Here is a 26,360-nt window from a genome sequence, read left to right as displayed (position 1 = left end):
TTCACCGATCCGGACCGGTCTTGCCGAGGTACTCGGGGACGGTGTATGAGCAGCCATAGACCTTGCCGGTGGCCGCGCGGGTGCCCGTCGTGACCGCCGCGGTGACCGTCCGCGAACTGTCCCCGGAAGGGATGAAAACCTCCCTGCGGCCGAGTTCGGTGGCGTCCTGCAGGTTCGCGGTCACGATGCAGTCCACCGCCCTGTCCGGCTGATCGCGGGTGACGGTGAAAGTGAGGTTCATCTTGTCCTGGCCGCTCGCCGAGAAGCTCTTCACCTCGGTGCTGATCGGGTCCGCGCCGAGATTGCGGTAGGCGATGTAGGCCACCAGCAGGCCGAGGACCAGCACGAGGACCACGACCAGGGAGCGGATCCAGCGCGGCCGGTGCTTGGCTTTCACGCCGTAACGCTCGGCCATCAGCTGTTCACTCACGGGGGACTCCACGCTGCTTGTCGGATGCGTGCGGAACAATGGACACGTTCACGGGCGTTGCTCCGCAAGTCCCGTGATTATGGACGAGCCTGGGGACGAGGGAGATACGAGGTAGGTATGGAGCAGTTGCGGTTGCTCGCGGTGCATGCGCATCCCGACGACGAGTCGAGCAAGGGCGCTGCCACGCTCGCCAAGTACGCGGCGAACGGCGTGGACGTCATGGTCGTCACCTGCACGGGAGGCGAGCGCGGGGACATCCTCAACCCGAGGATGGACAAGCCCGGCGTGCTGGAGAACATGGCGGAGTTGCGCAAGACCGAGATGGCCAATGCCGCGGCGGCCCTCGGGGTCGAGCACCGCTGGCTGGGGTACGAGGACTCGGGTCTTCCCGAGGGGGACCCGCCGCCCCCGCTTCCGGAGGGGTGCTTCGCGCTGGTTCCGATCGAGGAGTCCACGCGGGAACTCGTGCGCATCGTGCGGGAGTTCCGCCCGCACGTGCTGATCACCTATGACGAGAACGGCGGCTACCCGCACCCGGACCACATCCGCTGCCACGAGATCTCCGTCGCGGCCTTCGAGGCGGCCGCCGATCCGGAGCGGTTCCCCGGGACGGGGGAGCCGTGGCAGCCGCTGAAGCTCTACTACTCGCACGGCTTCGCCCGGAAGAAGCTCGAGATCTTCCACGAGGCCCTGACCAGCAGGGGACTCGACTCTCCGTACCAGGAGTGGCTCGCGAAGTGGGATCCGGAGAAGCCGGATATCATGGAGCGGGTAACGACGCAGGTCGAGTGCGCGGACTACTTCGAGGCCAGGTCGAAGGCGCTGCTCGCGCACGAGACCCAGATCGACCCGGACAGCCGGTTCTTCGCCGTGCCCGACGACCTGCAGCGCGAGGTGTGGCCGACCGAGGAGTACGAGCTCGCCCGCTCCGTGGTGGACACCACGCTGCCGGAGGACGATCTGTTCCAAGGCATCGAGGAGAAGGTGAGCGCATGACCTCACTCGCGATGAGCGCCGCGCTGGTGCTCGCGGGCAAGCAGCCGGGCGACCAGACCGGGGGCAACGGGCCGGACTTCGGCAAGGCATCCCCGGTCGCCCTGCTCGTCGTGCTGCTGCTGCTCATCGCGGTGGTGTTCCTGGTGCGCTCGATGACCAAGCATTTGCGGCGGGCGCAGCGCAACCTCGCCGGACCGGAGGAGAAGGCGGACGGGACCGGCGCGGAGCCGGGCTCGTCCGCCGAATCGGGCAGCGCGGACAACGCCGCCGAGCCGGGGGAGACCGCGGAATCGGGCAAGCCGGAGTCGGCGCACAACGGCGGCGGCTAGGCATTCATGGGACGGTGGGCAGATGAACCGCCTCACCGATGCCACCAGTCCCTACCTGCGCCAGCACGCCGATAATCCGGTCGACTGGTGGCCGTGGTGTCCCGAGGCGTTCGCGGAAGCGGCGCGCCGGGATGTCCCGGTGTTCCTCTCCGTGGGTTACGCCGCCTGCCACTGGTGCCACGTGATGGCGCACGAGTCCTTCGAGGACGAACAGCTCGCCGCCTTCGTGAACGAGCATTTCGTGAGCATCAAGGTGGACCGGGAGGAACGCCCGGATGTGGACGCCGTGTACATGACGGCGACCCAGGCGATGACCGGTCAGGGCGGCTGGCCGATGACCTGTTTCCTCACCCCGGACGGGGAACCCTTCTACTGCGGCACCTATTTCCCGTCGGCCCCGATGCGGGGCATGCCCTCGTTCCGTCAGGTGACCGAGGCCGTGTGGGATGCCTGGCGGGAGCGCGCCGCGGAGGTGCGTGAGTCGGCGGCCACGATCACCGGCAAGCTCGCCGAACACGCCTCCCCGTTGCCGCGCGCCGAGGTGGACGAGGCAGCGGTGGACGCCGCGCTCGGCACGCTCACTGCCGAATTCGATGCGGAGACCGGTGGGTTCGGTGGCGCGCCGAAGTTTCCGCCCTCGATGGTGCTGGAGTTCCTGCTGCGCCACCACGAGCGCACCGGATCCGCGGACGCGCTGCGCCTCGTGCAGCGTTGCTGTTCGGCCATGGCCCAAGGGGGCATCTACGACCAGCTCGCCGGCGGGTTCGCGCGGTACAGCGTGGATGCGAACTGGGTGGTCCCGCACTTCGAGAAGATGCTCTACGACAATGCCCTGCTGCTGCGCGCCTACACCCATCTGGCGCGCCGGACCGGTTCGGCGCAGGCCCGCAGGATCGCCGAGGAGACCGCGGGGTTCCTGGTCACCGGGATGCGCACCGCCGAAGGCGCCTTCGCCGCCTCGTTCGACGCGGACACCGATGGTGTGGAGGGCCTGACCTACGTGTGGACCCCGGCCCAGCTCGCCGAGGTGCTCGGGGCCGAGGACGGTGCCTGGGCCGTGGAACTGTTCGGGGTGACCGAACAGGGCACCTTCGAGGCGGGCAGCTCCACCCTGTGTCTGACCGAGGAACCCGCCGACCGGGACCGGTTCGAGCGGGTGCGCACCGCGCTGCTCGCCGCGCGCGCGAACCGGCCGCAGCCGGGCTGCGACGACAAGGTGGTCACCGAGTGGAACGGCCTCGCGATCACCGCGCTCGCCGAGGCCGGGGCCGCGTTCGGGCGCGACGATCTGCTCGCCGCGGCCACCGGGGCCGCCGAGTTCCTGCTGCGGGTGCACCTGATCGACGAGCGGCTGGTGCGCACTTCCCGGCACGGGGTCGCAGGTACCGCGGCCGGAGTGCTCGGTGACTACGGATGCCTGGCCACTGCGCTGCTCACGCTGCACCAGGTGACCGGGGAGACCGGCTGGCTCGAGCGCGCCGGGGCGCTGCTCGACATCGCGGTGCGGCATTTCCGGGACGACGAGGGCGCGTGGTTCGACACCGCCGATGACACCGAACGGCTCATCACCCGGCCCGCGGATCCGGGGGACAACGCCTCGCCGTCCGGGGCGGCCGCGGTGGCCGAGGCCCTGCTCATCGCGTCCGCGCTCGATCCGGAGCGCGGATACCGCGGGCTCGCCGAGGAAGCTGTGCAGGGAGCCGGGGTGCTCGCGCGCCGGGCACCGCGGTTCGCCGGGCATTGGCTCAGTGTCGCCGAGGCAATGCTCGCCGGTCCGGTGCAGATCGCCGTGGTCGGTGCGGACCGGGAGCTCTACCGGACCGCGGTCGAGACGGCCGCCGGTGGCTCGGTCATCGTGCGCGGCGCGCCCGGCCAGGCCCCGCTGCTCGAGGACCGGCCGCTGCTCGAGGGACGTGCCACCGCGTATGTGTGCCGTGGTTTCGTGTGCGATCGCCCCGTCACCGATCCCGCGCAGCTGCGTGACCAGCTCGTCCGCCAGGAGTGAACGCCGGGCACCCGAAAACCGAGTACCGTGGTTGTTACACGGTAATCATGTAATCAGAGGGTGTGGTTGGCATGGGACGCAGACGGGATGAGGCCCCCTCGACCGAGGATGTCGCCGCGTGGTTCGCCGGTCGGTTGCCCGATGAATGGTTCACCGGAACCCCCGAGGTCACCGTCGACCGGGAAGAGATCACCGTGCTCGGTACCCTCCCCGCGCTCGAGGACACCTTCAGCGACGAGGCGGCCCGCAGCTCGGCGGAATCCGGGCGGGTCAGCCGATTCCGGGAACAGACCCGCGAGGAGCGCATCTCCATCGCGCGGCAGGCCGAGCACCGTTTCCATCGCAAGGTCGCCTGGGGCGCACGGCTCGGCGGCACCGAGGAAGTGTTCACCTCCCTCGCCGTGCCCGTGATGACCAGGCTGCGCCAGCCCGAACGCATCGTGCTCGACACGCTCGTCTCCGCCGGGGTCGCCCGATCCCGTTCCGACGCCCTTTCCTGGGCGGTGCGACTGGTCGGCGAGCACACCGAATCCTGGCTCGCCGAACTGCGCGAGGCCATGCAGCGGGTCGACGAACTGCGCAACCGGGGACCCGAAGCCGACTGACTGTCGGCGCGCCGGGGCAGAATGTCTTGTGTGACAACGGAAATCCATCTGTCCCGGCACAGCGCTCGATGCGCGGCCGAGTTCGGCGAGGACCTCATCGGCGCGGTCAACCGGCTCATCCGCGAGGTCGTGCTCGACGGCGGAGCGGTCGGTCACCCGGCGCCGCCGAGCCATGAGCAGACCCGCGGCTGGCTCGAAGACCTGCACGCCGACATCGCCCGCGGGGACGCCGAACTCGTACTCGCCCGCGCGGGTGCGCGGGTCGAGGCCATGGGCAGCTGGCGACGGCGTCCTTATCCAGCGTTCCGGTACACCGCCGACCTCGCCCAGATCATGGCCGGTCCGGGTGCTCGCGGGCTCGGGCTCGGCAACCGCGTGGTCACCGAACTCATCGCGGGGGCGCGGAGTGCGGGCATCGAAACCCTCGCCCTCGGGGTGCGCGGCAACAACCACGGCGCCATCGAACTGTACGAGCGGCTCGGTTTCCGGGAATGGGGACGGCATCCGAACGTCATCGTGGTGGGCGAGCAGCGCTTCGACGATGTGCGCATGGGCCTGGAGCTGGGCAGGGCACCCGAGGTCGTGCTGCGTGGTTCCCCGGACGACGGGCCCGGCTGGTCGCCCCGTCGCGGTTAGCCCGCCGTGCGGCCCAGTCCGGTCATGAGCAGCGTGGTCGGTGAAGCGTCCGCGGGAGCCGGTTGCGCGGGGCCGAACTTGCCCGGTTGGCGCAGTACCTCCTCCGGGATCGACTCCACCAGGGCACGACAGAACGCCAGGAGAGCGTCCGGGAGTTCCACCAGCCTGCCCTGACTGCGGTGCACATCCCAGCTGTGCATGGCCAGGTCCGAGACCGGGAAAGCCAGCGCCCGGTGGAGCGGAACCTCGCCGCCAGGGGACGGTCGCGGCGCGTCCAATTCCGCGTGCGGCAAGGCATCGCGCAGCCGGTCGGCCAATTCCCGTAGTCGTGCCGCCGGGTCCGCGCAGATCCAGTCCGCGGGCTCCGAAGGGCCATTCCAGAGCTGCCCGCCCTCGACCAGCGTCACGACCTTCGTCGCGCTCCCGGTCGCGTGGCCCACCAGTTCGCGAACGGTCCAGTCCGCCAGATTCGACGGACGGTCCCAGTTCTCCTGCGGGATCTGCTCCACCGCCGCGATGAACAGGTCCAACGCCTCGGTGGCTGCCATTCCGATCCGGCTCGTTGCTTCGATCATGGGCGTATCGTAAAGAGGGGGACCGACAAAAACCGGGCGGCGAATCACGTCATGCGAAAGCTGTCGCCACGTCCCTTTTGCGACAGACAGCTTCGGGAGGCGACGAGATGGCGGCTAGACCCACCGGTACACGTAGCGGGGGAAAACGGTTCGGGAAACTGGACCCGTTCTGCTGGTTCGCGCTGGCCGCACTGGCACTGCTCGCGATCCTGTGCGCGGTGGGCGGATTCTTCGTGGGAGCGGCGATCTTCCTGGTCCTCGCGGTCCTGCTGGTCCCGGCCGACAAACACTGGAACCGTCCCTAGACCGGAGCCCCGGCTAGGAGTACATGGCCAGCCAGATCGCGATGTAGTGGCAGATCGCCGCGACGACGGTGGCGGCGTGGAAGAACTCGTGGTGGCCGAAGGTACGTGGCCAGGGGTTGGGCCAGCGGGTGGCGTAGCAGATGGCGCCGAAGGTGTACCAGGCTCCGCCGACGAGCAGCAGTACGAGGGCGCCGACCCCGGCGTGCTCGACGAGCTGGGGGAAGACGAAGACGGCGACCCAGCCGAGTGCGATGTAGATGGGTACCCCGAGCCAGCGCGGGGCGGTGGGCCAGGCGAGTTTCAGTGCGACTCCGGCGAGTGCGCCGCCCCAGACGATGCTGAGGATGATGTATCCGGTCGGCTGGTCCATCGCGAGCAGGGTGAACGGGGTGTAGGTGCCCGCGATGAACAGGAAGATCATCGAGTGGTCGAGGCGCTTCATCCAGGTGTAGGCGAATTCGCTTCGCCAGGTGCGCCGATGGTAGAGCGCGCTGGTGCCGAACAGGGCGAGCACGGTGACGCCGTAGATGGATGTGGCCAGCGCGGCGAGCCCGGAGACGGTGGCGGCGGCGAGGGAGATGAGTGTCGCGCCGAGGGCGATGCTGACGAAGAACGACCAGGCATGCAGTACGCCACGCATGCGGGGGCGCTCGAAGGCGATCGGGGCGCGCGACGGTATGGCTGCGGTCACGGGAACAAGGCTACGAAACGATGCTGAGAACCACCTGTGGATTCAACCCGGGCTACAAAAGTGAACGTTTTCATAACCTTTTCTCGTCTCGGCTTGCCGTGCACGGTGTAAGCTCGTCGGACGTGAGTTTGCGATCGCGGGTTGCGCATGTCGTCTACGGCTTGTATGAGCGGCGTCTTCACGCCCAGATCAACGGGGCGAGCCGTCGGCCACGGCATGTCGGCATCGTGCTCGACGGCAATCGCCGGTGGGCGCGCCGCGCCGGACTGACCGATGTGGCCGATGGGCACCGCGCCGGTGCCGCGCACATCGAGGAGTTCCTCGAGTGGTGTGACGAGGCCGGGGTGGAGGTCGTGACCCTCTGGCTGCTCTCCACGGACAACCTGAACCGGGACTCGGCCGAGGTCGGCCCGCTGCTGGACACCATCGCGGATGTGGTCGACGATCTCTCCGGTTCGCGTAACCAGTGGCAGATGCGTCTGGTCGGTGCGATGGATGTGCTGCCGACGAAGATCGCCACCCGGCTCATCGAGGCGGTCAACGTCGCTCAGGACAAGCCGGGGATGCAGGTCAACATCGCGGTCGGGTACGGCGGGCGCCAGGAGATCGCGGACGCGGTGCGCAAGCTGCTCCAGCAGCACGCGGAGGCGGGCACCACGATCGAGGAGCTCGCCGAGGTGCTCGATGTGGACCACATCGCCGAGCACATGTACACCTCCGGGCAGCCCGATCCGGATCTGCTCATCCGAACCTCCGGTGAGCAGCGCCTTTCCGGGTTCATGCTGTGGCAGTCGGTGCATTCCGAGTTCTGGTTCACCGAGGCCTACTGGCCGGAGTTCCGGCGTACCGATTTCCTGCGTGCGATGCGCGACTACGCGATCAGGCACCGTCGTTTCGGTTCCTAGGCTTTCCGGGGCGTAACCCACGGTAATTCCCCATGTCAGGTTACACACAGTGCAGCCGAACATGACGAATTGGGAAATCACCTGTGTGGCACGTATCGAACGGCCCGCATCACAGGTAGCTTGCGGGTGACGGATCGATGCCCAGATCGGTTCGCCGGGAGGCCCGCAAACGTGCAAGCGAGCGCGAGGGGGCCGGCACCGGCTCTCTGGCCGGGTGTCCTCGATGGGACGCCCGGACTTGCGGAGCCTGCCTCGCCCCAACGATCAGCGGACGTGGTGCCGCGTTCGCAAGGGAGAGCTCGTGACTGCTCCGCACGCTTCCGAAACCCCTGTGCCCCGGCACATGTACGTGCTGGACACCTCGGTATTGCTTTCCGATCCATGGGCGCCGCAGCGGTTCGCCGAACACGCTGTCGTGCTCCCGCTCGTGGTGATCGGTGAGCTGGAGGCCAAGCGACACCACCCGGAACTGGGGTGGTTCGCACGCGAGGCCCTACGCCTGCTCGACGACCTGCGTGTGCGCTACGGGCGCCTCGACACGCCGGTGCCGATCGGCGACGAGGACGGCACTGTCCAGGTGGAGCTCAATCATTCCGATCCGACCGTGTTGCCGCCGGGTTTTCGCACCGACAGCAATGACACGAGGATCCTCGCCTGTGCGCTGAACCTCGCTGCGGAAGGCTCCGAGGTCACCCTGGTGACCAAGGATGTCCCGCTCCGGGTGAAGGCGGCCGCGGTCGGGTTGTCCGCCGACGCGTACCACGCACAGGACGTGATCTCCTCCGGCTGGACCGGGATGACCGATGTGGAGGTGTCCCCGCAGGACGTCGATGACCTGTTCGCGGAGGGAAACGTCGACCTCGAGGAAGCGCTCGAGTTGCCGTGCCACACCGGCGTGCGGCTCCTCGCGGGCACCTCGAGCGCGCTCGGCAGGGTGACCGCGGACAAGCAGGTGCGGCTGGTGCGCGGCGACCGGGAGGCGTTCGGCCTGCACGGGCGGTCCGCGGAGCAGCGCATCGCGCTCGACCTGTTGCTCGACGATGAGGTCGGCATCATCTCGCTCGGTGGCCGGGCGGGAACCGGGAAGTCCGCGCTCGCCCTCTGCGCCGGTCTGGAGGCGGTACTCGAGCGGGGCAAACACCGCAAGGTGGTCGTGTTCCGCCCGATGTACGCGGTGGGTGGCCAGGATCTCGGGTATCTGCCGGGCGCGGAGAACGAGAAGATGGCTCCCTGGGCACAGGCGGTCTTCGACACGCTCGGCGCGCTCGCCAGTCAGAACGTGGTCGACGAGGTCATCGATCGCGGAATGCTCGAGGTGCTCCCGCTGACCCACATCCGCGGCCGCTCGCTGCACGACGCGTTCGTGATCGTGGACGAGGCTCAGTCGCTGGAGCGCAATGTGCTGCTCACCGTGCTGTCCCGGCTGGGAACCGGATCCCGGGTGGTGCTCACTCACGATGTGGCACAGCGGGACAACCTGCGCGTCGGCAGGCACGACGGAGTGGCCGCGGTGATCGAGAAACTCAAGGGGCATCCGCTGTTCGCCCACATCACGCTGACCCGCTCGGAGCGTTCCCCGGTCGCCGCGCTGGTGACCGAGATGCTCGAGCACGACGCGCCCTGATCATCGCCGTCCGGTTCCCGCGACACCGCGGGGACCGGACGGGGGATGGACCGAGATGGCCACGGTGACCTCGAAGGACGGCACCCGGATCAGCTATGTGCGCACCGGATCGGGTCCGGCGGTGATCCTGGTCGGCGGGGCACTGGACGACGGGGCCGAGAACGTGCCGCTCGCCGAGGAACTGGCGCGCTCATGCACCGTGTTCAACTACGCGCGCCGGGGCCGTGGAGAGAGCGGGGACACCGCGCCCTATGCCCTCGCCAGGGAGATCGAGGACCTGCTCGCCCTGGTGTCCGAGGCGGGCGGGACCGCGCACCTGCACGGTGTTTCCTCGGGCGGCGCGCTCGCGTTGGAGGCAGTGGCCGCGGGGCTTCCGGTCAGCTCGCTCTCGGTGTACGAGGTGCCGTACGACATGACCGAGGGGGCGCCCCGCCGTCAGCACGCCTTCGCCGAACGACTGCGTGTCCTGATCGAGAGCGGTGATCGGGACGGTGCACTGGTCCACGCGATGCGGAACTGGGGCTCACCCGAGGAACAGATCGAGGCGGCACGGCACACTCCGATGTGGCCGGGTCTGCTCGAACTGGCCCCGACGCTCGTCTACGACGTGACCTGCCTCGGAACCGGGGTGCCGTCGACCGAACGTCTCGCCACGATCAGCCAGCCGGTCCTGGTGCTCGACGGAGAACTGGGCGCGGGGTTCTTCGGCCCCGCCGCCGACGCGATCGCCGGCAGCGTCCCGCACTCCAGGCGCAGGACGCTCGCCGGTCAGGGACACGTCGCCGATCCGGAAGCCATCGCCGAGGTGCTGCTGGCTTTTCACCTGGGGTGAATGGTCACCAGCCGCCCGGCAGCGGGCGCCCTTCCGCGAAACCGGCCGCCGACTGCACCCCGACCACCGCGCGTTCGGTGAGTTCGTCGAGGGTGGCCGCGCCCGCGTAGGTGCACGCGGAACGCACCCCGGAGCACACGCCGTCGATGAGGTCCTCGACGCCGGGGGCCGTGGGATCCAGCTTCATCCGGGAGGCCGAGATGCCCTCCTCGAACAGGGCCTTGCGTGCCCGGTCGAAGGCGCTGTCGGTCCTGGTCCGCGCGGTGACCGCCCGCTTGGAGGCCATGCCGAAGGACTCCTTGTACAACCGTCCCTCGGCATCCCGCTGCAGATCGCCAGGGGATTCGTAGGTCCCGGCGAACCACGAGCCGATCATCACGTTCGCCGCGCCCGCGGCGATGGCGAGCGCCACATCGCGCGGATGCCGCACCCCGCCGTCGGCCCAGACGTGTTTACCGCGTTCGCGGGCGGCCTCGGCGCATTCGGCCACGGCGGAGAACTGCGGCCTGCCGACGCCGGTCATCATCCGGGTGGTGCACATCGCGCCCGGACCGACACCGACCTTGACCACGTCGGCCCCGGCCTCGATGAGGTCCTGGGTCGCCGTCGCGGTCACCACATTGCCCGCGACCACCGGAACCGTGGGTGCACAGGACCGCACCGCGCCCAGCGCGGTGATCATCTTCTCCTGATGGCCGTGCGCGGTGTCCACCACGATGGTGTCCACCCCGGCCTCGAGCAGGGCGCCCGCCTTCTCCGCGACATCGCCGTTCACCCCGACCGCCGCGGCGACCCGGAGCCGGTCCCGGGCGTCGAGCGCGGGCCGGTAGAGCTCCGCGCGCAGCGCACCGACCTCGGTGAGCACCCCGGCGAGCCGCCCGTCGGCGTCCACCCCGAGTGCGATCCGGTTGGTGCGCCCGTGCAGATGTTCGAACACCTCGCGCGGTTTGGTGGACAGGTCGAGGGTGAGCAAGTCGGTGTCGGCGACATCGGCCAGCCGGGCGAACCGGTCGACCCCGGCGCATGCCGCCTCGGTGACCACACCGACCGGATGGTTCCCCTCGTCGACGAGCACGACCGCTCCGTGCGCGCGTTTGGGGAGCAGGTTCAGCGCGTCCGCGACCGCGTCGCCGGGAGCGAGGGTGAGCGGGGTGTCCCAGACGGTGTCGCGGGCCTTCACCCAGGACACGATCTCGGCGACCGCCTCGGAATCGACATCCTGGGGAAGGACCACGATGCCACCGCGCCTGGCCACCGTCTCCGCCATGCGCCGCCCGGCTACCGCGGTCATGTTCGCGACCACGATCGGGATGGTGGTGCCGGTCCCGTCCGAGGTCGCGAGGTCCACATCGGAGCGGGACGCGACCGCGGAGCGGTTCGGCACGAGGAAGACGTCGTCGTAGGTCAGCTCGTGGCTTGGCCGTTGAATCAGCTGCACGTCATGCCAGGCTACCCGAGACCGGGAGGTACTTGGCGGAGGTGATGCTCATCGGGCTGAAGAACTGCGGTTCGCCCGCGACCGCCAGGCCGGAGTACTTGTCGAGCAGCCGGTTCAGCGCCACCCGCGCTTCCAGGCGGGCCAACGGTGCGCCGATGCAGAAGTGGATGCCCTTGCCGAATGCCAGGTGGCGGTTCGGGTGCCGGTGGATGTCCAGCGCATCCGGGTCACTGAACTGCGCGGCGTCCCGGTTGGCCGAGGCGATCCAGAGCAGCAGCGGAGTTCCGGCGGGCACGGTCACGCCGCCGAGTTCGAGGTCGTGCCGCGCTTTGCGGGCCAGCCGGGGGAACGGCGAGCGGATGCGCAGGAACTCCTCGATCGCCTGCGGAACGAGCTCGCGGTTCGCGCGGAGTTCGGGAACGAGTTCCGGACGCTGGTCGAGCAGGATGGCACTGTTGCCGAGCAGCGCGGTGGTGGTGATGTGCCCGGCGATCAGCAGCAGCCCCACGAAACCGACGATCTGGCTGTCGGTCAGGGTGCGTCCCTCGGACTCGACGACGGTCAGGTGGCTCGTCAGGTCGGTTCCCGGATTGCGCCGGCGGCTGCGAATGTAGTCGAGCAGGTACTCGTTCATCTCGTGCATGGTCGGCAGAACGGCCTCGACCAGGGCGTCGTCGACCACATCGTCCGCGGCGATGTTCTGCGAGAGCAGGGTATCGGCCCACTTGCGGAACAGCGGCCGGTCGCTGGTCGGGATACCGAGCAGTTCGGCGATCACGATCACCGGCAGCGGATAGGCCAGCTGCTCGACGAGGTCGAACTCGGTGCCCGCCTGTTCGAGCAGTTCATCGGTGACCGCGGCGATCCGCGGCTCGAGGTCCGCGACCACCTTGGGGGTGAACGCCTTGCTCACCGTGCCGCGCAACTGGTCGTGCACGGGCGGGTCGAGGTTGATGAAACTTCCCTCCCGGAACAGCTCGAATCCCGGCTTCTCGGGGCTGAGATCGCTGAGGTCCGAGGAGAAGTCCTTGTATTCGGTGAGGGCGGTGAACGCCTCGGCGTATCCGAATACCTGCGCGTACACGTCCGATTCCCGGTTGAAGTGCACGGGCGCTTTTTCGCGCATTCCGCGCATCCATTCGTGCATCTGCTGGTAGCTCATCGTGGTGGCGGTCATTTCGGGCCTTTCTCAGTTGGCCTTGTGGTAGACGAATTCCCGGTAGGACGAGGCGAGTTCGTCGAACTGGGCGAGTAGTTTCGGCGCGATAGTGGCAAGAGCCTCGTGATCCGGCTGCTCGTTCTCGTAGGCGGAACGGATCGAACCGGCGAAAACGTCGGCCTTGTCGTCCGCCGTCAGCTCCCATTCCTCGGGGAGCATCGGATCGATGGTCACGCAGCCGAGGAGCATTCCGGTGACGCCGTAGGTGATGGCGGTGATCGACAGATCGGCGCGGAGGATCCCGTTGTCCGAGAGCAAACCAAAGTACTCATCGAAGGTGAGGATCTTGATGTTCCGGATGTTCGTCCCGCTCGCGGTGCTGGACAGTTTCCCGAGTATTTGACTGTCCAATGTGTATATGCCGTGCAGCAGTGGGCGGTCGAGCACCCTGCGCAGGATCAGCCGGAAGAACCGGTGCGGCAGGAAGGTTGCCGGATCGATTTTTCCCGCCGCGACGATCTCACTCATCAGCGTGGCGCCCTCGCGGGTGAGCGTGGCCAGCAGGAGTTCGTCGCGGCTGCGCCAGTGCAGGTACACGGTGCCCTTGCCGACGTTCGCCCGTTCGGCCACCTCGTCGATGGTCACCTTGCGATAGCCCACGGTGACGAGCAATTCGGCCGCAGCATCGAGTATCTGGTCGGCCCGGGCTCTCTTGGCGTTCATCTCGGTGTCCATTCCGGCTTCTGACTGTATGACCAAATTCGTTCATCTGGTCACGGCCGAAGGTACGCCTTCCCGTATCCGGTGGCAAGAGGGAATGAAATGCCAGGTCAGCGCAGGGCACGTACCGCGTCGATGGTGTCCGCCTCGCCAGGTGTCTTGTCCGGCCGATAGCGCACGACGCGGGCGAACCGCAGCGCCAGCCCGCCGGGATAGCGCGTGCTGCGCTGCGCCCCGTCGAGGGCGATCTCCACCACGAGCTCGGGCGTGACGGTGACCGTCCAGCCGTCGGTGGAGCGCTGGATCTCTTGCAGCGCCTGGGTTTGCCAGGCGAGTAGTTCGTCGGTGAGCCCCTTGAAGGTCTTGCCGACCATGATCGGTTCGCCGCCGTCCGGGTCGCGGGCACCGAGATGCAGGTTGGACAGGGTGCCGGTGCGGCGACCGTGCCCCCACTCGGCGGCGAGCACGATCAGATCGAGCGTGTGCACCGGTTTGATCTTGCGCCAGCTCGCCCCTCGGCGGCCCGCCGCGTACACCGAGTCCAGCGATTTGAGCACGATGCCCTCGTGCCCTGCGGCGAGGGCATCGTCGAACACCTGGTTCGCCGCCGCTGGATCGGTGCTTCCGGTGATGACGTCCCCGGGGGCCAGCTCACGCAGTACGGACTGGCGTTCCCGCAGCGGCTCGTCGAGCAGATCGGTGCCATCGTGGTGCAGCACATCGAAGAAGTACGGGCGCAGCAACACATCCCGTTCGGATTCGGCTCCGAAACGGCTCATCGTTTCCTGGAACGGGCGCGGTTTTCCGTCCTCGGTGAGCGTGAGTGATTCCCCGTCGAGGATGAACCGGTTTCCCGGAAGATCGCGGACCAGGGCGACGAGTTCGGGCACGGATCCGGTGATCTCCCGCAGCGTCCTGGTGAACACGGCGACATCCGAGCCGTCCTTGTGCACCTGGATCCGCGCGCCGTCGAGCTTGTACTCGATGCTGACCGCGCCGAGCTCCTGGATGGCCTCTTCGATACCGGTTCCGGGAGAGGCGAGCATCGGGCGCACCGGGCGACCCAGCTCGATTCCGAACGCGGCGAGTGCCGGTGCGCCGCCGCCCAGCGCCGCGCGGGCCGTCTCGGCCAGGCGACCGCACAGCATGAAGGCCCTGCGCACGTCCTCGGCGGGCAGTCCGGCGGCCGCCGCGATCGCCTCGGTCATGATCCCTTCGAGCGCACCGTGCCGCAGTTCGCCGGTGAGCAGCCGGAACAGCAGTTCCTGCTCGGCTTCGGTGCACCGGCCGAACAGTTTCCCGAGCACCTCCCTGCGCCGGGTGCCGGACCCGGCACCGCTCAGCCCGGCTAGCTCGGTGATCCCCGCATCGATCTCGAGAACCGTGATCCCCGGTTCGGCCACCGGGGCCGTCCGGTTGTCGGCGAGGGTGCGCCAGCCGATGCCGATCCGCCCCTGCACCGGCGTGCCCGCGAGTACCGCCGTGACGACGGCGACCTCCTCCGGGGCCGCGGCGCGCAGCAACTCCGCCAGCGCGGCGATCTTGGCCCGCCGGGACCTGGTGGCCGCGATCGTGGCGGACGTGGTGACGACATCGATGAACAACACAAGGCCATTGTGAACCGGTGCACCGACAGATGCCCGGGCAAAAGCGCGTGAATGGTTCCATTCACGCGCTTTTCGTCGTGCGATCCCCGGAAACCGCGCCCTATTCTCGACTCAGGCCGGGTGCCGGAGACGAACCGCTGGGGAGCGATATGCGCGAGAAGACCTGTGGGACAACAGAAAAGGCGGTGGAGAGCTCCGCGTCAGGGAGCGCTCCACCGCCCGGGAGGCCGGTGCGCCGGGGACCTTCAGAGAATGCCCTCCGGGGTGGCCTGCTGTTCGATCTGCACACCGTCCGCCGCGATGCGCTCGATCTCGGCGATGTCCGCGGCCGAGAGCTCGATCTCGGCCGCCGCGGCGCTGTCGGCGATGCTCTCCTTACGCCGCGATCCGACGATGGCCACGTGCACGCCGTCCTTGGCGAGTGCCCAGGCGAGTGCCACCTGAGCCACCGAGAGCCCGCGCGCGGCGCCGAACTCCTTGAGCCGTTCGACGACATCCAGGTTGCGCCGCAGCGCGTCCCCGGTGAACGCGCTCGCCTTGGCCCGCCAGTCGTCCTCGGCGAAGCTGGTCTCGGCGGTCCACGAGCCGGTGAGCAGGCCACTGCCGAGTGGGCTGTAGACGAGCACCCCGATGTCGTGCTCACGGGTGTAGGGCAGCGCGGAGCCTTCGATTTCCCTGCGCAGCAGGTGATACGGCGGTTGCAGGGTCTCCACCGGCCGCACCGCGTCGAAGGCGGCGAGCTGTTCGGCGTCGTAGTTCGAGACCCCGGCGTGCCGGATCTTGCCCTCGTCCACGAGCTCCTGCAGCGCGCCCGCGGTCTCCTCGGCAGGCGTGTCCGGATCCGGCCAGTGCACCTGGTAGAGGTCGATGTGCTCGACACCGAGGGCGCGCAGGCTCTGCTCCACGCCGTCCCGCAGATTCGCCCGGGTGGCGAGCCTGCTGCGCTCGGCCCCGGGGAGGATCCCGCCCTTGGTCGCGATCACCAGTTCATCCCGGTTGCCGCGCAGTTCCTCGCGCAGCGCCTCGCCGAGCAACTGCTCCGAGGCCCCGAACCCATAGGCCTGTGCGGTGTCGAAGAAGTTGATGCCCGCCTCGCGGGCGTACCGGATGGCCTGTTTGACCGTCTCGATCTCGAACGAGCCCCAGTCACCGCCGATCTGCCAGGTGCCGAAGGCGATCCTGGAGACGTTCAGCTCCGACCGGCCGAGTCGGGTCGTGCGCATGCGTACCTCCTGATGTGGTTCGTGCTAGCGTCCGCCGCCCGCCATGCGCAGCACGTCGAGCGCCTCGTCGAGCTGCGCCTCGGTCAGTTTGCCCGACTCGAGGTGCCCGCGCTCGATGACGACCTGGCGGATCGTCTTGCGTTCCTTGAGCGCCTGCTTCGCGATCGCGGCCGCCTCCTCGTAACCGATGTACCGGTTGAGCGGGGTGACGATCGAGGGGGAGGACTCGGCGTACTCGCGGGCCCGCTCGGTGTCCGGCTGCGCACCGGCGAACACCTTGTCGGCCAGCAGCACCGCGGTGTTCGCCAGCAGCCGGGCCGATTCGAGCACGTTGCGCGCCATGACCGGGATCATCACGTTCAACTCGAAATTGCCCTGGGCACCCGCGAATCCGACGGCCGAGTCGTTGCCGATCACCTGGGAGGCGACCATCATGGTGGCCTCGCAGATCACCGGATTGACCTTGCCCGGCATGATCGAGGAACCCGGCTGCAGATCCGGCAGCGCGAGCTCGGCGAGCCCGGTGCGCGGCCCGGACCCGAGCCAGCGCACATCGTTGGCGATCTTGAACAGCGAGACCGCGGTCGTGCGCATCGCACCGGAGGCTTCCACGAGCCCGTCCCTGCTCGCCTGCGCTTCCATGTGATCACGCGCCTCGGTCACCGGAAGTCCCGTCGCGGTGGCGAGTTCCTCGGCGACCTTGCCGCCGAACCCTTCCGGGGTGTTCAGCCCGGTGCCCACCGCGGTGCCGCCGATGGGCAGCTCACCGACCCGGGCCAGCGTGCTGTTGATGCGCTCGACCGAGTAGCGCACCTGCGTGGCCCAGCCACCCGCTTCCTGGCCGAGCGTGATCGGCACGGCGTCCATGAGATGCGTGCGGCCGGACTTGACCACATCGGCCCACTCACCAGCGCGCCCCTCGATCACCGTGGCGAGGTGCTCGAGCGCGGGAATCAGGTCGGTGACGAGAGCCTCGGTCGCGGCCAGGTGCACCGAGGTGGGGAAGGTGTCGTTGGACGACTGCGAGGCGTTCACCGCGTCGTTCGGGTGCACATCCCGGCCGAGCCTGGTGGTGGCCAGGGTCGCGATCACCTCGTTGGCGTTCATGTTCGAGGAGGTGCCGGATCCGGTCTGGAACACGTCGACCGGGAAGTGCTCGTCGTATTTGCCCTCGGCGACCTCGTCCGCCGCCGCGGCGATCGCCTCGGCGACCTCGGCCTCGAGTACGCCGAGCCGCTGGTTCACCCGCGCGGCGGCACCCTTGAGCAGGCCGAGCGCGCGGATCTGCTTGCGCTCGAGGCCGTGTCCGGAGATGGGGAAGTTCTCCACGGCACGCTGGGTCTGCGCGCGGTACAAGGCGTCGGCGGGCACCTTGACCTCGCCCATCGTGTCGTGCTCGATGCGGTATTCAGCCATGGCGACAGTCTTGCACTCCGATCGAGCACTCGAACCGTTGCCTACCACACGCGTAATGTCGGTCTCGCAGTCCACCACCTGCACCGTGAAACGAGGCCGTGTCATGTCCCAGCCGGACTCAGAAGTCGACTTGTTGATCATCGGAGCCGGGCCGACCGGCTTGTTCGCCGCCTACTATGCGGGATTCCGCGAACTGAGCACCGCGATCGTCGATGCGCTTCCCGAACCGGGTGGCCAGGTCACCGCCATGTATCCGGAGAAGCAGATCTTCGATGTCGCCGGGTTCCCCTCGGTGCGCGGGCGCGATCTCGTGGAATCCCTAGTGGAGCAGGCAGACCAGGCCAAACCGCGCTATCTGCTGGGCAGGCAGGCCCGCGAGCTCACCGATGCCGACCAGGCCCTGCTGGTCACCCTGGACGACGGCAGCGTGATCCGTGCGCGCGCGGTGCTGCTCACCGCGGGGATCGGCGAGTTCCGCCCACGCCCGCTTCCGGCCGGGGACGGCTGGCTGGGCAAGGGAATGGTGCACTTCGTGCCGAAGCTGGACGAGCACACGGACAAGGACGTGGTGATCGTCGGTGGCGGGGATTCGGCACTGGACTGGGCGCTGGCCATGCACCCCATCGCGGCGAGTGTGACGCTCGTGCACCGCCGCGCCAAGTTCCGGGCTCTCCCCGCGACGGTCCGCCAGGTGTCCGAGCTCGGTGTGCCGATCATCACCGACGGAGAGGTGACCGAGCTGCGTGGAAACGCGGCACTGGATGAGGTCGAGGTGACCGTGCAACGCGGGCCGGACAAGGGCAAGGTGCACGTGCTCCCCGCGCAGACGGTCGTCGCGGCGCTCGGGTTCATCGCCGACCTCGGTCCGCTGGAGAACTGGGGACTGGAGATCGACCACCGGGCGGTACGGGTGGACACGACGATGCGGACCGCGCGCGAGCGGGTTTACGCGGCCGGGGACGTCGCCCAGTACGAGGGCAAGGTCAAGCTGATCGCCACCGGATTCGGCGAGGCGGCGACCGCGGTGAACAACATCGCCGTCCTGCTCGATCCGGATGCCCATCTGTTCCCCGGGCACTCCTCGAACGCGGGCTGATGGGCGTTCCCGTACGCCAGGTCGCCGGGCCGAGCAGGTATCGGGAACGACCTGCCGGGCCCGGTCCGGTCCGCTGCGTGTGGATCGGCAACGGTGGCTGGGACCGTCGGCTGCGGGTGCTGCCCGATGGCTGCCTGGATCTGGTGTGGACCGGCGCGGAACTGCATGTGGCCATCCCGACCGCGCACCCCGTGCGGTTTCCGGTCGCCGCCGGTGCGGTGCACCTCGGGGTGCGGCTGCGCCCCGGGCTCGTGGCGAGTGTGCTCGGGGAGAGCCCATGCGGGATGCCGGCCAGCCTCCGGCTGCGCGAGGTCTGGGGCGCCGCCGCGGACCACGCCGAGCGGCGGCTCGCCACCGCCGAGGATGCGGCCGGGACACTGTGTGCCCTGGTGTCCGAGCGGCTGACCGGCGTCGATGCCCTCGTCCTCGGTGCCGCGCGGCTGCTCGGCACGGGCGGGCCCGCCGCCACGGCGGCACGGCTGGGGACCAGCGAGCGGACCCTGCGCCGCAGGTGCGTCCAGCAGCTCGGGCTGGGTCCGAAGCAGCTGCACCGGATACTGCGGTTCCAGGCCTTCCTTGCGGCGACCGAACGCGGGGCAGGTCTCGCGGACGCCGCGGCGCGCGCTGGTTACACCGACCAGGCTCACCTGGCGCGGGAATGCGCCGAGCTGGCCTCGGCGCGGCCCGGGGAGTTGGCCAGGCGGCCACGGATCCGGCGGGCTGGCCGGAACATCCAAGACCGGCAGCGCGGAACCGGTGAGCATGGGCCGTATGACGTTCACCGTGCGGATCCAGGTGCGTAACGCCGACCTCGACACGAACGGTCACGTGCGCGGCCCGAAATACCTCGAGTACGCCGACCAGGCGCGGTGGGAATGCGTACAGGCCGCCGGAGTCCGCCTCGACGCGCTCGCCGCGGCTCACCTCGGCCCGGTGAACCTGGAGACGACCATCCGCTTCGAGCGCGAGATCCGTGGCGGGGAGATCAAGGTGGTCACCGAGTTCGAATATCACGGCAAGACCGGGCGGGTGCACCAGGAGCTGTGCGCCGATGGAACCCGGCTGGCGGCGGTGCACAGCGTCACGGGGTTGCTCGATCTGCGCACCCGCCGCCTGGTCCCGGATGCCGAGCGGATCGGGGCGTTCGCGACCGAGCCCGGGCTGCTCGGGCTCTGAACCGCGCACTGCTCCGTGTGAGTCACCCAGCCCGCCCCGCGGTCACTCACATGCCGGGGAACTGACACTGAGGCATGATCATCGGGAGAGGAGCTACCTGCTTGGCCGACAGACGGGCACCCCGATCGGGCTTACCGTAGCGGTTCATGGCGAGCTATCGACGACTCCCGAGAAACCAGTACGAGTGTGAGTACTGCGGTGGTCGGCATCGCTTCGATTCGCAGCGCGGCGCGGAGTGCGCGCGGCGCGGTACCCCGAGCACGACGACGTGGCCCAGGGAGCACCGGATCGCGCATCTCGGTGCGCGGCAACCGGAACAGCGGTGGATGCGGCCGCCGGAGCAGTCGGCGGACCAGCCGTGGCGCAGGCGGCCGAGGCCACGACAGGCGCGTGCGCGGGACCGGGCGAGACAGGCGCTGGTGAACCGGTCCGGCGAGGTGTATCAGGACGCGGTCGCGCTGGCCTTCGATCCGGAACGGCTCTACACGCGCCTGGCCGACCGGCTGCTCACGACCCTGCCGGTGCACCGGCGGCGTGGGCATTGGCTGTGCCGCCGGCTCGACGGCACAGCCAACGCGATCACCCCGGGCACCTATGCGGGCAAACTGCGCGACCCGTTGCGGGAGACGCTGCTCGCCGCGGGCGCGCCCGCGTTCCTCGCCGAGGCGTTCGCCGCGGTCGGCACCTATGGCCGCAACGCCGTGGTCTCCGCCGCACTGCCGACGGGCCAGGTGACCAGCGTGCTCCGAGTGCTGATCCCGCTGATCTGCCCGAACTTCGCGGCCTGCCCGGCACGCGAGGCGGTGCTGGAGACCTTCGGTGTCCCGCTGCTCTCCGACGCGTTGCGGGAGTTCGCCGGGCGCCTGCGCTGAACCCGCGCGCTCGGCGCCGGACGATCAGGGCAGCGGCGGCGGCTCCTCGGAATTGCGCGAGCGGTCGAAGTCGACTGCGGAGTAGGTGCGCAGCTTGTTCAGCCGGTGGAAGCCCTCGACCATGCGCACGGTTCCGGACTTGGAACGCATCACGATGGAGTGCGTCGTGCAGCCGCCCGCCCCGTAGCGGACCCCGCGGAGCAGGTCGCCGTCGGTGATCCCGGTGGCGCAGAAGAAGGCGTTCTCGCCGCCGACCAGGTCATCGGTGTGCAGCACCCGGTCGAGGTCGTGTCCGGCGTCGATGGCGCGCTGGCGCTCGGCGTCGTCCTTGGGCCACAGCCGTCCCTGGATGGCGCCGCCCATGCACTTGAGCGCGGCGGCGGCGATGATGCCCTCCGGGGTGCCGCCGATACCGAGCAGCATGTCGACACCGGTGTGCGGGCGGGCCGCGGAGATCGCCCCGGCCACATCGCCGTCGGAGATGAACCGGATGCGCGCCCCGGCCTGGCGGACCTCCTCGACGATGGAGTCGTGGCGGGGCCGGTCGAGGATGCACACGGTGACATCGGTGACATCGGAATGCTTGGCCTTGGCCACGGCGCGGATGTTCTCTTCGATGGACCGGTTCAGATCGATCGCGTTGGCGGCTTCCGGGCCGACGGCGATCTTCTCCATGTAGAACACCGCGGAGGGGTCGTACATCGCGCCGCGCTCGGAGACGGCCATGACGGCGATCGCGTTGAGCATCCCCTTGGACATCAGGGTGGTTCCGTCGATCGGGTCGACGGCGACATCGCAGTCCGGTCCGTCCCCGTTGCCGACGTGCTCGCCGTTGTAGAGCATCGGGGCTTCGTCTTTCTCGCCCTCGCCGATCACCACGACGCCGTGCATGCTCACGGTGCCGATCAGCTTGCGCATGGCGTCGACGGCCGCACCATCGCCGCCGTTCTTGTCGCCCCGCCCCACCCAGCGGCCCGCGGCCATCGCCGCTGCCTCGGTGACGCGGACGAGTTCCAGCGCGAGGTTGCGATCCGGTGCTTCCGTCCTGTGGTCAGCCGGTGTGGTCATCCTGTGGCCTCCTTGCGGTCTGTGGCGTTGATCCTCCCAGATGGCCGCGCCGCCCCTCGGGTGACACGATGGAAAAGTGACCGAGCAGAACCCGGGAGCGCAGAACCCACAAGCGCAGGATCGACGGACGCAGCGTCTTCGCCTCGGTACCCGCGACATGATGCTGACGATGGTGGTACTCGCGGTGGTCGTGCTCGTGCTCGTCGGGCTGCTCGGCGGCTGGTCGTTCTCCCCGGGGCACGCCTCGGTGGATGAATCGGTGCAGCCGCGCCAGGACGCGCACAAGCAGCTGACCACGGTCGCGCAGGACATGCACTTCCCGGTCCGGGTGCCGGAGCTGCCCAAGGACTGGTGGTCCAACTCCGGCGACGTCAGCCCACTCGACGGGCTGACGGAGGTGCGCACGGGCTGGGTCACCCCGCGGAACGGTTATCTGCGGCTGGTGCAGAGCGACGCGCCGACCGGCCCGCTCGTGGCCGAGGCCGCGGAAGCGAAGGACAGCACCCCTTCGGCGACCGGGACCAAGCAGGCGGGCGGGGTGCCGTGGCGGACCTATCCCGCGGTGCGCAACGAGCAGACCTGGATCCGGGACACCGGGGCGGTGCGGATCCTGATCACCGGGAACGCGAGCGAGGCTCAGTTCCGCACGCTGGCCACGGCGATGACCAAGGCGCAGCCGGTCCCGCGTTCGGCCAAGTAGCGCCCGCTCAGGACTCTTCGGCTTCCGCCGCGGCCGTCTCGTCCACCACGACCGAGAGCGCGGCGTCCACGCGTTCCTGGGCACCGGCGAGATGACGCTCGCACAGCGCGGCGAGGGCCTCCCCGCGTTCCCACAGGGCGAGCGAGTCCTCCAGCGAGAGCCCGCCAGCCTCGAGCTTGGCGACGACCTCGGCGAGCTGGTCGCGGGCGGATTCGTAGTCGAGTTCGGGTTCGTTGTCCTCGGTGGTCATTCCGTCTTCTTCACCTCGTTCACCACGGCACGCAGTGCGCCGTCGGCGAGCCGGATGCGCAGCTCGGCACCCTCGGTGACCTCGGCGACCGAGCGCAGCACGGTCTGCTCGGACGCCCCGAGCACGCCGACGATCGCATAGCCGCGCGCCATGGTCGCGGCCGGGCCGAGGGTGGACAACTGGGCACGCAGGTTCGCCTGCTGGGTGCGCTCGGCGCCCAGCCTGGTGAGGATGGCTTGGCGGCCGCGCATCCGCAGCCCGGTGATCTCCTCGCCGCGGCGCCGCAGTCCGGCGTACGGATCGGCGAGCGCGGGGCGGCTGCGCAGCGCCTCGAGCAGCTTGCGTTCCCGGTCCACCCAGCCGGCCAGCGCCCGGCGCGCGCGTTCCCGCAGGATTCCCAGGGCGCGCACCTGCTCGGCCATGTCCGGCACGATCGTCTTTCCCGCATCGGTCGGGGTGGAACACCGCAGGTCGGCGACCTGATCGCAGAGCGGTGAGTCCGGCTCGTGGCCGACCGCGCTGACCACCGGGGTGCGGCAGCGGGCCACCGCCCGGCACAGTGCCTCGTCGGAGAAGGGGAGCAGGTCCTCGACGCTGCCGCCGCCCCTGGCGAGCACGATCACGTCCACGTCCTCGCTCATGTCCAGGGTGGAAAGGGCGCGGCTGATCTGCGGTACCGCGTTCGGGCCCTGCACGGCGACGTTGTGGATCTCGAACCGCGCCTGGGGCCAGCGGGCGTGCGCATTGCTGAGCACATCGCGCTCGGCGGCCGAGGCGCGCCCGGTGATCAGTCCGATCCGCCGGGGCAGCACGGGAAGCCGTTGTTTGCGCCGCGGATCGAACAGTCCCTCGGCGCCGAGCAGTTTGCGCAACCGCTCGATGCGGGCGAGCAGTTCACCGATGCCCACGGCGCGGATCTCGTCCACCCTGATCGACAGGGTGCCCCGGCCCGCCCAGAAGGAGGGCCTGCCGTGCACGACGACGCGGTCACCGTCGGCGGGCTTGTGTTCGAGCGCCTGCAGCAGCCGCATCGGGCAGGTCAGGGTGAGCGAGACGTCGGCGGCCGGATCGCGCAGGGTCAGGAATGCGGTCGAGGTACCCCGGCGCGCGATGACCTGGGTGAGCTGGCCTTCGATCCAGACCTCGCCGAGTCTGCCGATCCAATCGCCGATCTTGCGTGCGACGGTGCGCACCGGCCACGGATTCTCCGCGGTCGTCGTCGGGGTACTCACGTGGCGGAATCGCCGGGATTCTCGGCGCTGTCCTGGCGCACCGTCTCGATCCGGTTGCGCAACATGCGCACGTAGTCGGCCCGGTCGTGGGTGGCGAGTTCGTACTCGAGCAGTTCGCCGAGGTCCTCGACGGAGAACCGGCGCAGCCGGGCACGCAGCTGCGCCAGCGAGAGCTCTGGGTAGTTCGGGAAGGCGTGCGGCGGTTCGGGCTCGGCCGGTTCGGGGCGCTCCTCGGTCTGGGTGGCGAGCTGACGGGCGACCGCGTCCCAGGCACTCAGCGCGGAGGGGTCGCGCTCGTCGTAGCGGGTCAGGTCGGCGCGCAGTTTCGCGATCTCGCGTTCCTCGATACCCGCGGTCTCGATCGGTGCGCTGCCGTAGGAGTCGCCGGAGCCCTCGTCGTCGAGCAGGTCCTCGTCGAAGGTCGCCCAGGCGGGAGCCTTCTCGACCGGCCGCAGCCCGGCGAGCGCGGTATCGCCCTTGATCGCCAGCTCGGTGAGGCCCTGCTGAAGCCGCATCGTGTACTGCAGCGCCTCGCTGACCACGGTGACCGGAAGCCCGAGCAGTTTGGTCGGCAGCGTACGTGCGTTCTCGACCATCGTCGCGGTGATCCCCGCGGCGAGGCGTACGCCGAACGGCAGTCGTTTCATCACAGCTCCAAGTATCCTCGTCCGCGCGGCCGGGCGCACCGGCACCGCGATACCGCGCCCGCCGGTGCGGACGTGATCTTCGCGGTCGTCTTCGACCTGTTCGCCGTTGCGCCCTACCCTGAAGGTATGACCGTCGAGCAGGACAACCCCGGCAAGCGTGTACTCCTCGCCAAGCCTCGTGGCTACTGCGCGGGTGTGGACCGTGCAGTGGAAACCGTGGAGAAGGCACTCGAACGCTACGGCGCGCCGGTGTACGTGCGCAAGGAGATCGTGCACAACAAGCACGTGGTGCGCACGCTGACCGAACGCGGGGCGATCTTCGTCGAGGAGACCGACGAGGTTCCCGAGGGGGCGCACGTGGTGTTCTCCGCGCACGGGGTCTCGCCCGCGGTGCGGGAGAGCGCGAACGAGCGCGGACTGCAGGCGATCGACGCGACCTGCCCGCTGGTGACCAAGGTGCACCAGGAAGCGAAGCGGTTCGCCAGGGACGACTACGACATCCTGCTCATCGGGCACCACGGCCACGAGGAAGTGGAGGGCACTTCGGGGGAGGCCCCGGACAACGTCCAGCTCGTGGACACCGAGGAGGACGTCGCCTCGGTCGAGGTGCGGGACCCGTCCAAGGTCGTCTGGCTCTCCCAGACCACGTTGTCCGTCGACGAGACCATGCGCCGGGTCGACGCGCTGCGCGAGCGGTTCCCCGAGCTGTCCGATCCGCCGAGCGACGACATCTGCTACGCCACCCAGAACCGCCAGGTCGCGGTGAAGACCATGGCCCCGGAGTGCGATCTGGTGATCGTCGTCGGTTCGGGCAACTCCTCGAACTCGGTGCGACTGGTCGAGGTCGCGCTCGATGCGGGTGCGAGCACCGCCCACCGGGTCGATCATGCGGGCGAACTGGACGAGGCCTGGCTGGACGGGGTGCGCACGGTCGGCGTGACCAGCGGGGCCTCGGTGCCCGAGCTGCTGGTCGAGGAGGTGCTGCGGTACCTCGCCGAGCGCGGCTGGGCGGACGTGTCCGAGGTGACCACGGCGAACGAGAAGATCACCTTCGCCCTGCCCCGCGAACTGCGGAAGAGCCTCGGCGGCGCGCGAGAGTGAGTCGTGTCACATAGCTGACCACTGCCGGACGAACGACAGCGGCGCCGGGCGAATCGGATCGCCCGGCGCCGCTGTCGCGTTCAGTACCGGATCACTGCCGGGGCCGGATCACTGATCGTCGCGGCGGCGGAAACGCGGCTGCTGACGCTGTCCCTCATCGGCCCGGCGGCGCGCTTCGCGTTCGGTGTTCTCCCGGATCTGCCTGGCGCGCTCACGGGCGTTGTTCGCCGCCTCCGCGCCCCGTCCGCGCGGCTGCTCGCCCCGTCCGGGGTTGCGCCGCCGTGGTGGCTCCTGAGCCTCGTCCTGGTGGGCCCGCCTGCGTGGCGGTTCGCCGCCCCGCTGCGGATCCGGTGCGCGCCGGGTTCCCTGGTCGCGCCGCGGTGGCTGACCACCGGGGGCGGGGGAGCGTCGGGGGTCCTGATCGCCGCGCGCTCTTGGGTCGGCGCCTGCCGCGCGTTCCCTGCCCGGAGGCTGCTCCCGCCTGCGCGGGCGCTCGTCCTCGCCGCGAACCGGATTGCGGGCCGTGGTCTGCTGGCGCGGCTGCTGCGGTTGGGCGCGGGTCGGCTGGTCCCGCTGTGGCTGCTGGTCCCGCTGTGGCTGCTGGTCCCGTTGCGGCTGCTGGCCGCGCGCCGGGGGCATCCCGCGGCGGGTGGGGTCCGGTGCGCGCCGCTGCTGTTCGGCGGGCCGCGGGTGGGCGGCGGTCCGCTGCTGATCGCCGGGGC

General features: G+C 69.4%; 28 protein-coding genes and 1 pseudogene. 15 read left to right on the top strand and 14 right to left on the bottom strand.

Going from position 1 to position 26,360, the window contains the following annotated elements; translation table 11 throughout:
• Position 1 precedes the first annotated feature (1 nt).
• Positions 2-430 (bottom strand): DUF4307 domain-containing protein, encoded by a 429-nt coding sequence (locus AD72_RS26870; RefSeq protein WP_051899060.1) that lies wholly within the window; start codon positions 428-430, stop codon positions 2-4.
• Positions 431-547: 117 nt separating this feature from the next.
• Between AD72_RS26870 and mca the strand changes: the two genes are divergently transcribed.
• The 5 genes from mca (at position 548) to AD72_RS26845 (ending at position 5,001) form a co-directional block, all read left to right on the top strand.
• Positions 548-1,426, top strand: a complete 879-nt coding sequence (gene mca / locus AD72_RS26865) for a mycothiol conjugate amidase Mca (RefSeq protein WP_031469389.1) — start codon at positions 548-550, stop codon at positions 1,424-1,426.
• Complete coding sequence (locus AD72_RS26860) at positions 1,423-1,755, top strand: hypothetical protein (protein WP_031469388.1); 333 nt, start codon at positions 1,423-1,425, stop codon at positions 1,753-1,755. Before mca ends, AD72_RS26860 begins: the two co-directional genes overlap by 4 nt.
• A gap of 22 nt (positions 1,756-1,777) precedes the next feature.
• Positions 1,778-3,760 (top strand): thioredoxin domain-containing protein, encoded by a 1,983-nt coding sequence (locus tag AD72_RS26855; RefSeq protein WP_031469387.1) that lies wholly within the window; start codon positions 1,778-1,780, stop codon positions 3,758-3,760.
• Positions 3,761-3,831: 71 nt separating this feature from the next.
• The gene (locus tag AD72_RS26850; RefSeq protein ID WP_031469386.1) at positions 3,832-4,365 is read left to right on the top strand and encodes a hypothetical protein; all 534 of its coding nucleotides are present in this window, start codon (positions 3,832-3,834) and stop codon (positions 4,363-4,365) included.
• Positions 4,366-4,395: 30 nt separating this feature from the next.
• Positions 4,396-5,001 carry a GNAT family N-acetyltransferase gene (locus tag AD72_RS26845; protein WP_231644973.1) on the top strand — a complete coding sequence of 202 codons (606 nt, stop codon included), beginning with the start codon at positions 4,396-4,398 and terminating at the stop codon, positions 4,999-5,001.
• On the opposite strand, the gene AD72_RS26840 is transcribed toward AD72_RS26845, so the two are convergent.
• Positions 4,998-5,576, bottom strand: a complete 579-nt coding sequence (locus AD72_RS26840; RefSeq protein WP_031469384.1) for a TIGR03086 family metal-binding protein — start codon at positions 5,574-5,576, stop codon at positions 4,998-5,000. The genes AD72_RS26845 and AD72_RS26840 overlap by 4 nt on opposite strands.
• Positions 5,577-5,683: 107 nt before the next feature.
• Here AD72_RS26840 and AD72_RS26835 point away from each other — a divergent pair, with 107 nt between their 5' ends.
• Positions 5,684-5,881, top strand: coding sequence for a hypothetical protein (locus AD72_RS26835; protein ID WP_031469383.1), 198 nt, complete (start codon positions 5,684-5,686; stop codon positions 5,879-5,881).
• Between the two features lie 13 nt (positions 5,882-5,894).
• Here the strand turns inward: AD72_RS26835 and trhA are convergent, their stop codons facing one another.
• Positions 5,895-6,572 (bottom strand): PAQR family membrane homeostasis protein TrhA, encoded by a 678-nt coding sequence (gene trhA, locus AD72_RS26830; protein ID WP_063890804.1) that lies wholly within the window; start codon positions 6,570-6,572, stop codon positions 5,895-5,897.
• A gap of 122 nt (positions 6,573-6,694) precedes the next feature.
• On the opposite strand from trhA, the gene AD72_RS26825 reads away from it, so the two are divergent.
• The 3 genes from AD72_RS26825 (at position 6,695) to AD72_RS26815 (ending at position 9,933) form a co-directional block, all read left to right on the top strand.
• Complete coding sequence (locus AD72_RS26825) at positions 6,695-7,477, top strand: isoprenyl transferase (RefSeq protein WP_031469381.1); 783 nt, start codon at positions 6,695-6,697, stop codon at positions 7,475-7,477.
• Between the two features lie 343 nt (positions 7,478-7,820).
• Positions 7,821-9,101 carry an RNA 5'-3' helicase PhoH2 gene (gene phoH2, locus AD72_RS26820; protein ID WP_031469380.1) on the top strand — a complete coding sequence of 427 codons (1,281 nt, stop codon included), beginning with the start codon at positions 7,821-7,823 and terminating at the stop codon, positions 9,099-9,101.
• A gap of 55 nt (positions 9,102-9,156) precedes the next feature.
• Complete coding sequence (locus AD72_RS26815; RefSeq protein ID WP_031469379.1) at positions 9,157-9,933, top strand: alpha/beta fold hydrolase; 777 nt, start codon at positions 9,157-9,159, stop codon at positions 9,931-9,933.
• Positions 9,934-9,937: 4 nt separating this feature from the next.
• Here AD72_RS26815 and AD72_RS26810 read toward each other — a convergent pair whose 3' ends face one another.
• The 6 genes from AD72_RS26810 to AD72_RS26785 form a co-directional block, all read right to left on the bottom strand.
• Complete coding sequence (locus AD72_RS26810; RefSeq protein WP_031469378.1) at positions 9,938-11,371, bottom strand: GuaB1 family IMP dehydrogenase-related protein; 1,434 nt, start codon at positions 11,369-11,371, stop codon at positions 9,938-9,940.
• 1 nt (position 11,372) lies between these two features.
• A complete protein-coding gene (locus tag AD72_RS26805; protein ID WP_031469377.1) occupies positions 11,373-12,548 on the bottom strand; it encodes a cytochrome P450 in 1,176 nt (391 codons plus the stop codon).
• A 12-nt stretch (positions 12,549-12,560) separates the two neighbouring features.
• Positions 12,561-13,253, bottom strand: coding sequence for a TetR/AcrR family transcriptional regulator (locus AD72_RS26800; RefSeq protein WP_031469376.1), 693 nt, complete (start codon positions 13,251-13,253; stop codon positions 12,561-12,563).
• A 107-nt stretch (positions 13,254-13,360) separates the two neighbouring features.
• Entirely contained in the window at positions 13,361-14,857 is a 1,497-nt protein-coding gene (locus AD72_RS26795; protein ID WP_031469375.1) for an ATP-dependent DNA ligase, read from the bottom strand.
• Positions 14,858-15,102: 245 nt separating this feature from the next.
• Positions 15,103-16,080, bottom strand: a complete 978-nt coding sequence (locus AD72_RS26790) for an aldo/keto reductase (RefSeq protein WP_031469374.1) — start codon at positions 16,078-16,080, stop codon at positions 15,103-15,105.
• Positions 16,081-16,104: 24 nt separating this feature from the next.
• Positions 16,105-17,496: a class II fumarate hydratase gene (locus AD72_RS26785; RefSeq protein ID WP_031469373.1), complete on the bottom strand. Its 1,392-nt coding sequence runs from the start codon at positions 17,494-17,496 to the stop codon at positions 16,105-16,107.
• 103 nt (positions 17,497-17,599) lie between these two features.
• Between AD72_RS26785 and AD72_RS26780 the strand changes: the two genes are divergently transcribed.
• From AD72_RS26780 to AD72_RS36815, 4 genes are all read left to right on the top strand, one after another.
• Positions 17,600-18,592, top strand: coding sequence for an NAD(P)/FAD-dependent oxidoreductase (locus AD72_RS26780; RefSeq protein WP_031469372.1), 993 nt, complete (start codon positions 17,600-17,602; stop codon positions 18,590-18,592).
• Positions 18,592-19,395 carry a helix-turn-helix domain-containing protein gene (locus AD72_RS26775; protein ID WP_156365387.1) on the top strand — a complete coding sequence of 268 codons (804 nt, stop codon included), beginning with the start codon at positions 18,592-18,594 and terminating at the stop codon, positions 19,393-19,395. Before AD72_RS26780 ends, AD72_RS26775 begins: the two co-directional genes overlap by 1 nt.
• Positions 19,364-19,768: an acyl-CoA thioesterase gene (locus AD72_RS26770; protein WP_031469370.1), complete on the top strand. Its 405-nt coding sequence runs from the start codon at positions 19,364-19,366 to the stop codon at positions 19,766-19,768. The genes AD72_RS26775 and AD72_RS26770 overlap by 32 nt, the downstream gene beginning before the upstream one ends.
• 146 nt (positions 19,769-19,914) lie before the next feature.
• Positions 19,915-20,640, top strand: a complete 726-nt coding sequence (locus AD72_RS36815) for a hypothetical protein (RefSeq protein ID WP_156365386.1) — start codon at positions 19,915-19,917, stop codon at positions 20,638-20,640.
• Positions 20,641-20,664: 24 nt separating this feature from the next.
• Here the strand turns inward: AD72_RS36815 and glpX are convergent, their stop codons facing one another.
• A complete protein-coding gene (glpX, locus tag AD72_RS26760) occupies positions 20,665-21,708 on the bottom strand; it encodes a class II fructose-bisphosphatase (RefSeq protein WP_031469368.1) in 1,044 nt (347 codons plus the stop codon).
• Between the two features lie 76 nt (positions 21,709-21,784).
• Here glpX and AD72_RS26755 point away from each other — a divergent pair, with 76 nt between their 5' ends.
• The gene (locus tag AD72_RS26755) at positions 21,785-22,408 is read left to right on the top strand and encodes a DUF4245 domain-containing protein (RefSeq protein ID WP_156365385.1); all 624 of its coding nucleotides are present in this window, start codon (positions 21,785-21,787) and stop codon (positions 22,406-22,408) included.
• Positions 22,409-22,415: 7 nt separating this feature from the next.
• Here AD72_RS26755 and AD72_RS26750 read toward each other — a convergent pair whose 3' ends face one another.
• Genes AD72_RS26750 through AD72_RS26740 form a run of 3 tightly spaced genes read right to left on the bottom strand, consistent with a single transcriptional unit; the run spans position 22,416 to position 24,537 of the window.
• Positions 22,416-22,658, bottom strand: a complete 243-nt coding sequence (locus AD72_RS26750; protein WP_031469366.1) for an exodeoxyribonuclease VII small subunit — start codon at positions 22,656-22,658, stop codon at positions 22,416-22,418.
• Positions 22,655-23,890 carry an exodeoxyribonuclease VII large subunit gene (gene xseA, locus AD72_RS26745; protein WP_031469365.1) on the bottom strand — a complete coding sequence of 412 codons (1,236 nt, stop codon included), beginning with the start codon at positions 23,888-23,890 and terminating at the stop codon, positions 22,655-22,657. The genes AD72_RS26750 and xseA overlap by 4 nt, the downstream gene beginning before the upstream one ends.
• Positions 23,887-24,537: a lipid droplet-associated protein gene (locus tag AD72_RS26740; protein WP_031469364.1), complete on the bottom strand. Its 651-nt coding sequence runs from the start codon at positions 24,535-24,537 to the stop codon at positions 23,887-23,889. Before AD72_RS26740 ends, xseA begins: the two co-directional genes overlap by 4 nt.
• Before the next feature lie 126 nt (positions 24,538-24,663).
• On the opposite strand from AD72_RS26740, the gene AD72_RS26735 reads away from it, so the two are divergent.
• Entirely contained in the window at positions 24,664-25,638 is a 975-nt protein-coding gene (locus AD72_RS26735) for a 4-hydroxy-3-methylbut-2-enyl diphosphate reductase (RefSeq protein ID WP_031469363.1), read from the top strand.
• A 108-nt stretch (positions 25,639-25,746) separates the two neighbouring features.
• Here AD72_RS26735 and AD72_RS37265 read toward each other — a convergent pair.
• Positions 25,747-26,360: pseudogene (locus AD72_RS37265) on the bottom strand (hypothetical protein); the annotation flags it as partial.

This window comes from Sciscionella sediminilitoris (assembly GCF_000737195.2).
Classification (GTDB): domain Bacteria; phylum Actinomycetota; class Actinomycetes; order Mycobacteriales; family Pseudonocardiaceae; genus Sciscionella; species Sciscionella sediminilitoris.
The sequence above is the reverse complement of the archived record's forward strand: the minus strand, read 5'-3'. Positions and strand labels throughout refer to the sequence as shown.

What these genes read in the sequence shown, in the direction of transcription:
- AD72_RS26735 (WP_031469363.1), top strand. Translation starts at nt 24,664, where the DNA reads ATGACCGTCGAGCAGGACAACCCCGGCAAGCGTGTACTCCTCGCCAAG.
- AD72_RS26750 (WP_031469366.1), bottom strand. Translation starts at nt 22,658, where the DNA reads ATGACCACCGAGGACAACGAACCCGAACTCGACTACGAATCCGCCCGC.
- glpX (WP_031469368.1), bottom strand. Translation starts at nt 21,708, where the DNA reads ATGACCACACCGGCTGACCACAGGACGGAAGCACCGGATCGCAACCTC.
- AD72_RS26855 (WP_031469387.1), top strand. Translation starts at nt 1,778, where the DNA reads ATGAACCGCCTCACCGATGCCACCAGTCCCTACCTGCGCCAGCACGCC.
- AD72_RS26785 (WP_031469373.1), bottom strand. Translation starts at nt 17,496, where the DNA reads ATGGCTGAATACCGCATCGAGCACGACACGATGGGCGAGGTCAAGGTG.
- AD72_RS26840 (WP_031469384.1), bottom strand. Translation starts at nt 5,576, where the DNA reads ATGATCGAAGCAACGAGCCGGATCGGAATGGCAGCCACCGAGGCGTTG.
- AD72_RS26835 (WP_031469383.1), top strand. Translation starts at nt 5,684, where the DNA reads ATGGCGGCTAGACCCACCGGTACACGTAGCGGGGGAAAACGGTTCGGG.
- AD72_RS26860 (WP_031469388.1), top strand. Translation starts at nt 1,423, where the DNA reads ATGACCTCACTCGCGATGAGCGCCGCGCTGGTGCTCGCGGGCAAGCAG.
- AD72_RS26770 (WP_031469370.1), top strand. Translation starts at nt 19,364, where the DNA reads ATGACGTTCACCGTGCGGATCCAGGTGCGTAACGCCGACCTCGACACG.
- AD72_RS26815 (WP_031469379.1), top strand. Translation starts at nt 9,157, where the DNA reads ATGGCCACGGTGACCTCGAAGGACGGCACCCGGATCAGCTATGTGCGC.
- AD72_RS26775 (WP_156365387.1), top strand. Translation starts at nt 18,592, where the DNA reads ATGGGCGTTCCCGTACGCCAGGTCGCCGGGCCGAGCAGGTATCGGGAA.
- AD72_RS26780 (WP_031469372.1), top strand. Translation starts at nt 17,600, where the DNA reads ATGTCCCAGCCGGACTCAGAAGTCGACTTGTTGATCATCGGAGCCGGG.
- mca (WP_031469389.1), top strand. Translation starts at nt 548, where the DNA reads ATGGAGCAGTTGCGGTTGCTCGCGGTGCATGCGCATCCCGACGACGAG.
- AD72_RS26850 (WP_031469386.1), top strand. Translation starts at nt 3,832, where the DNA reads ATGGGACGCAGACGGGATGAGGCCCCCTCGACCGAGGATGTCGCCGCG.
- AD72_RS26790 (WP_031469374.1), bottom strand. Translation starts at nt 16,080, where the DNA reads ATGCGCACGACCCGACTCGGCCGGTCGGAGCTGAACGTCTCCAGGATC.
- phoH2 (WP_031469380.1), top strand. Translation starts at nt 7,821, where the DNA reads ATGTACGTGCTGGACACCTCGGTATTGCTTTCCGATCCATGGGCGCCG.
- AD72_RS36815 (WP_156365386.1), top strand. Translation starts at nt 19,915, where the DNA reads ATGGCGAGCTATCGACGACTCCCGAGAAACCAGTACGAGTGTGAGTAC.
- AD72_RS26800 (WP_031469376.1), bottom strand. Translation starts at nt 13,253, where the DNA reads ATGAACGCCAAGAGAGCCCGGGCCGACCAGATACTCGATGCTGCGGCC.
- AD72_RS26805 (WP_031469377.1), bottom strand. Translation starts at nt 12,548, where the DNA reads ATGACCGCCACCACGATGAGCTACCAGCAGATGCACGAATGGATGCGC.
- AD72_RS26740 (WP_031469364.1), bottom strand. Translation starts at nt 24,537, where the DNA reads ATGAAACGACTGCCGTTCGGCGTACGCCTCGCCGCGGGGATCACCGCG.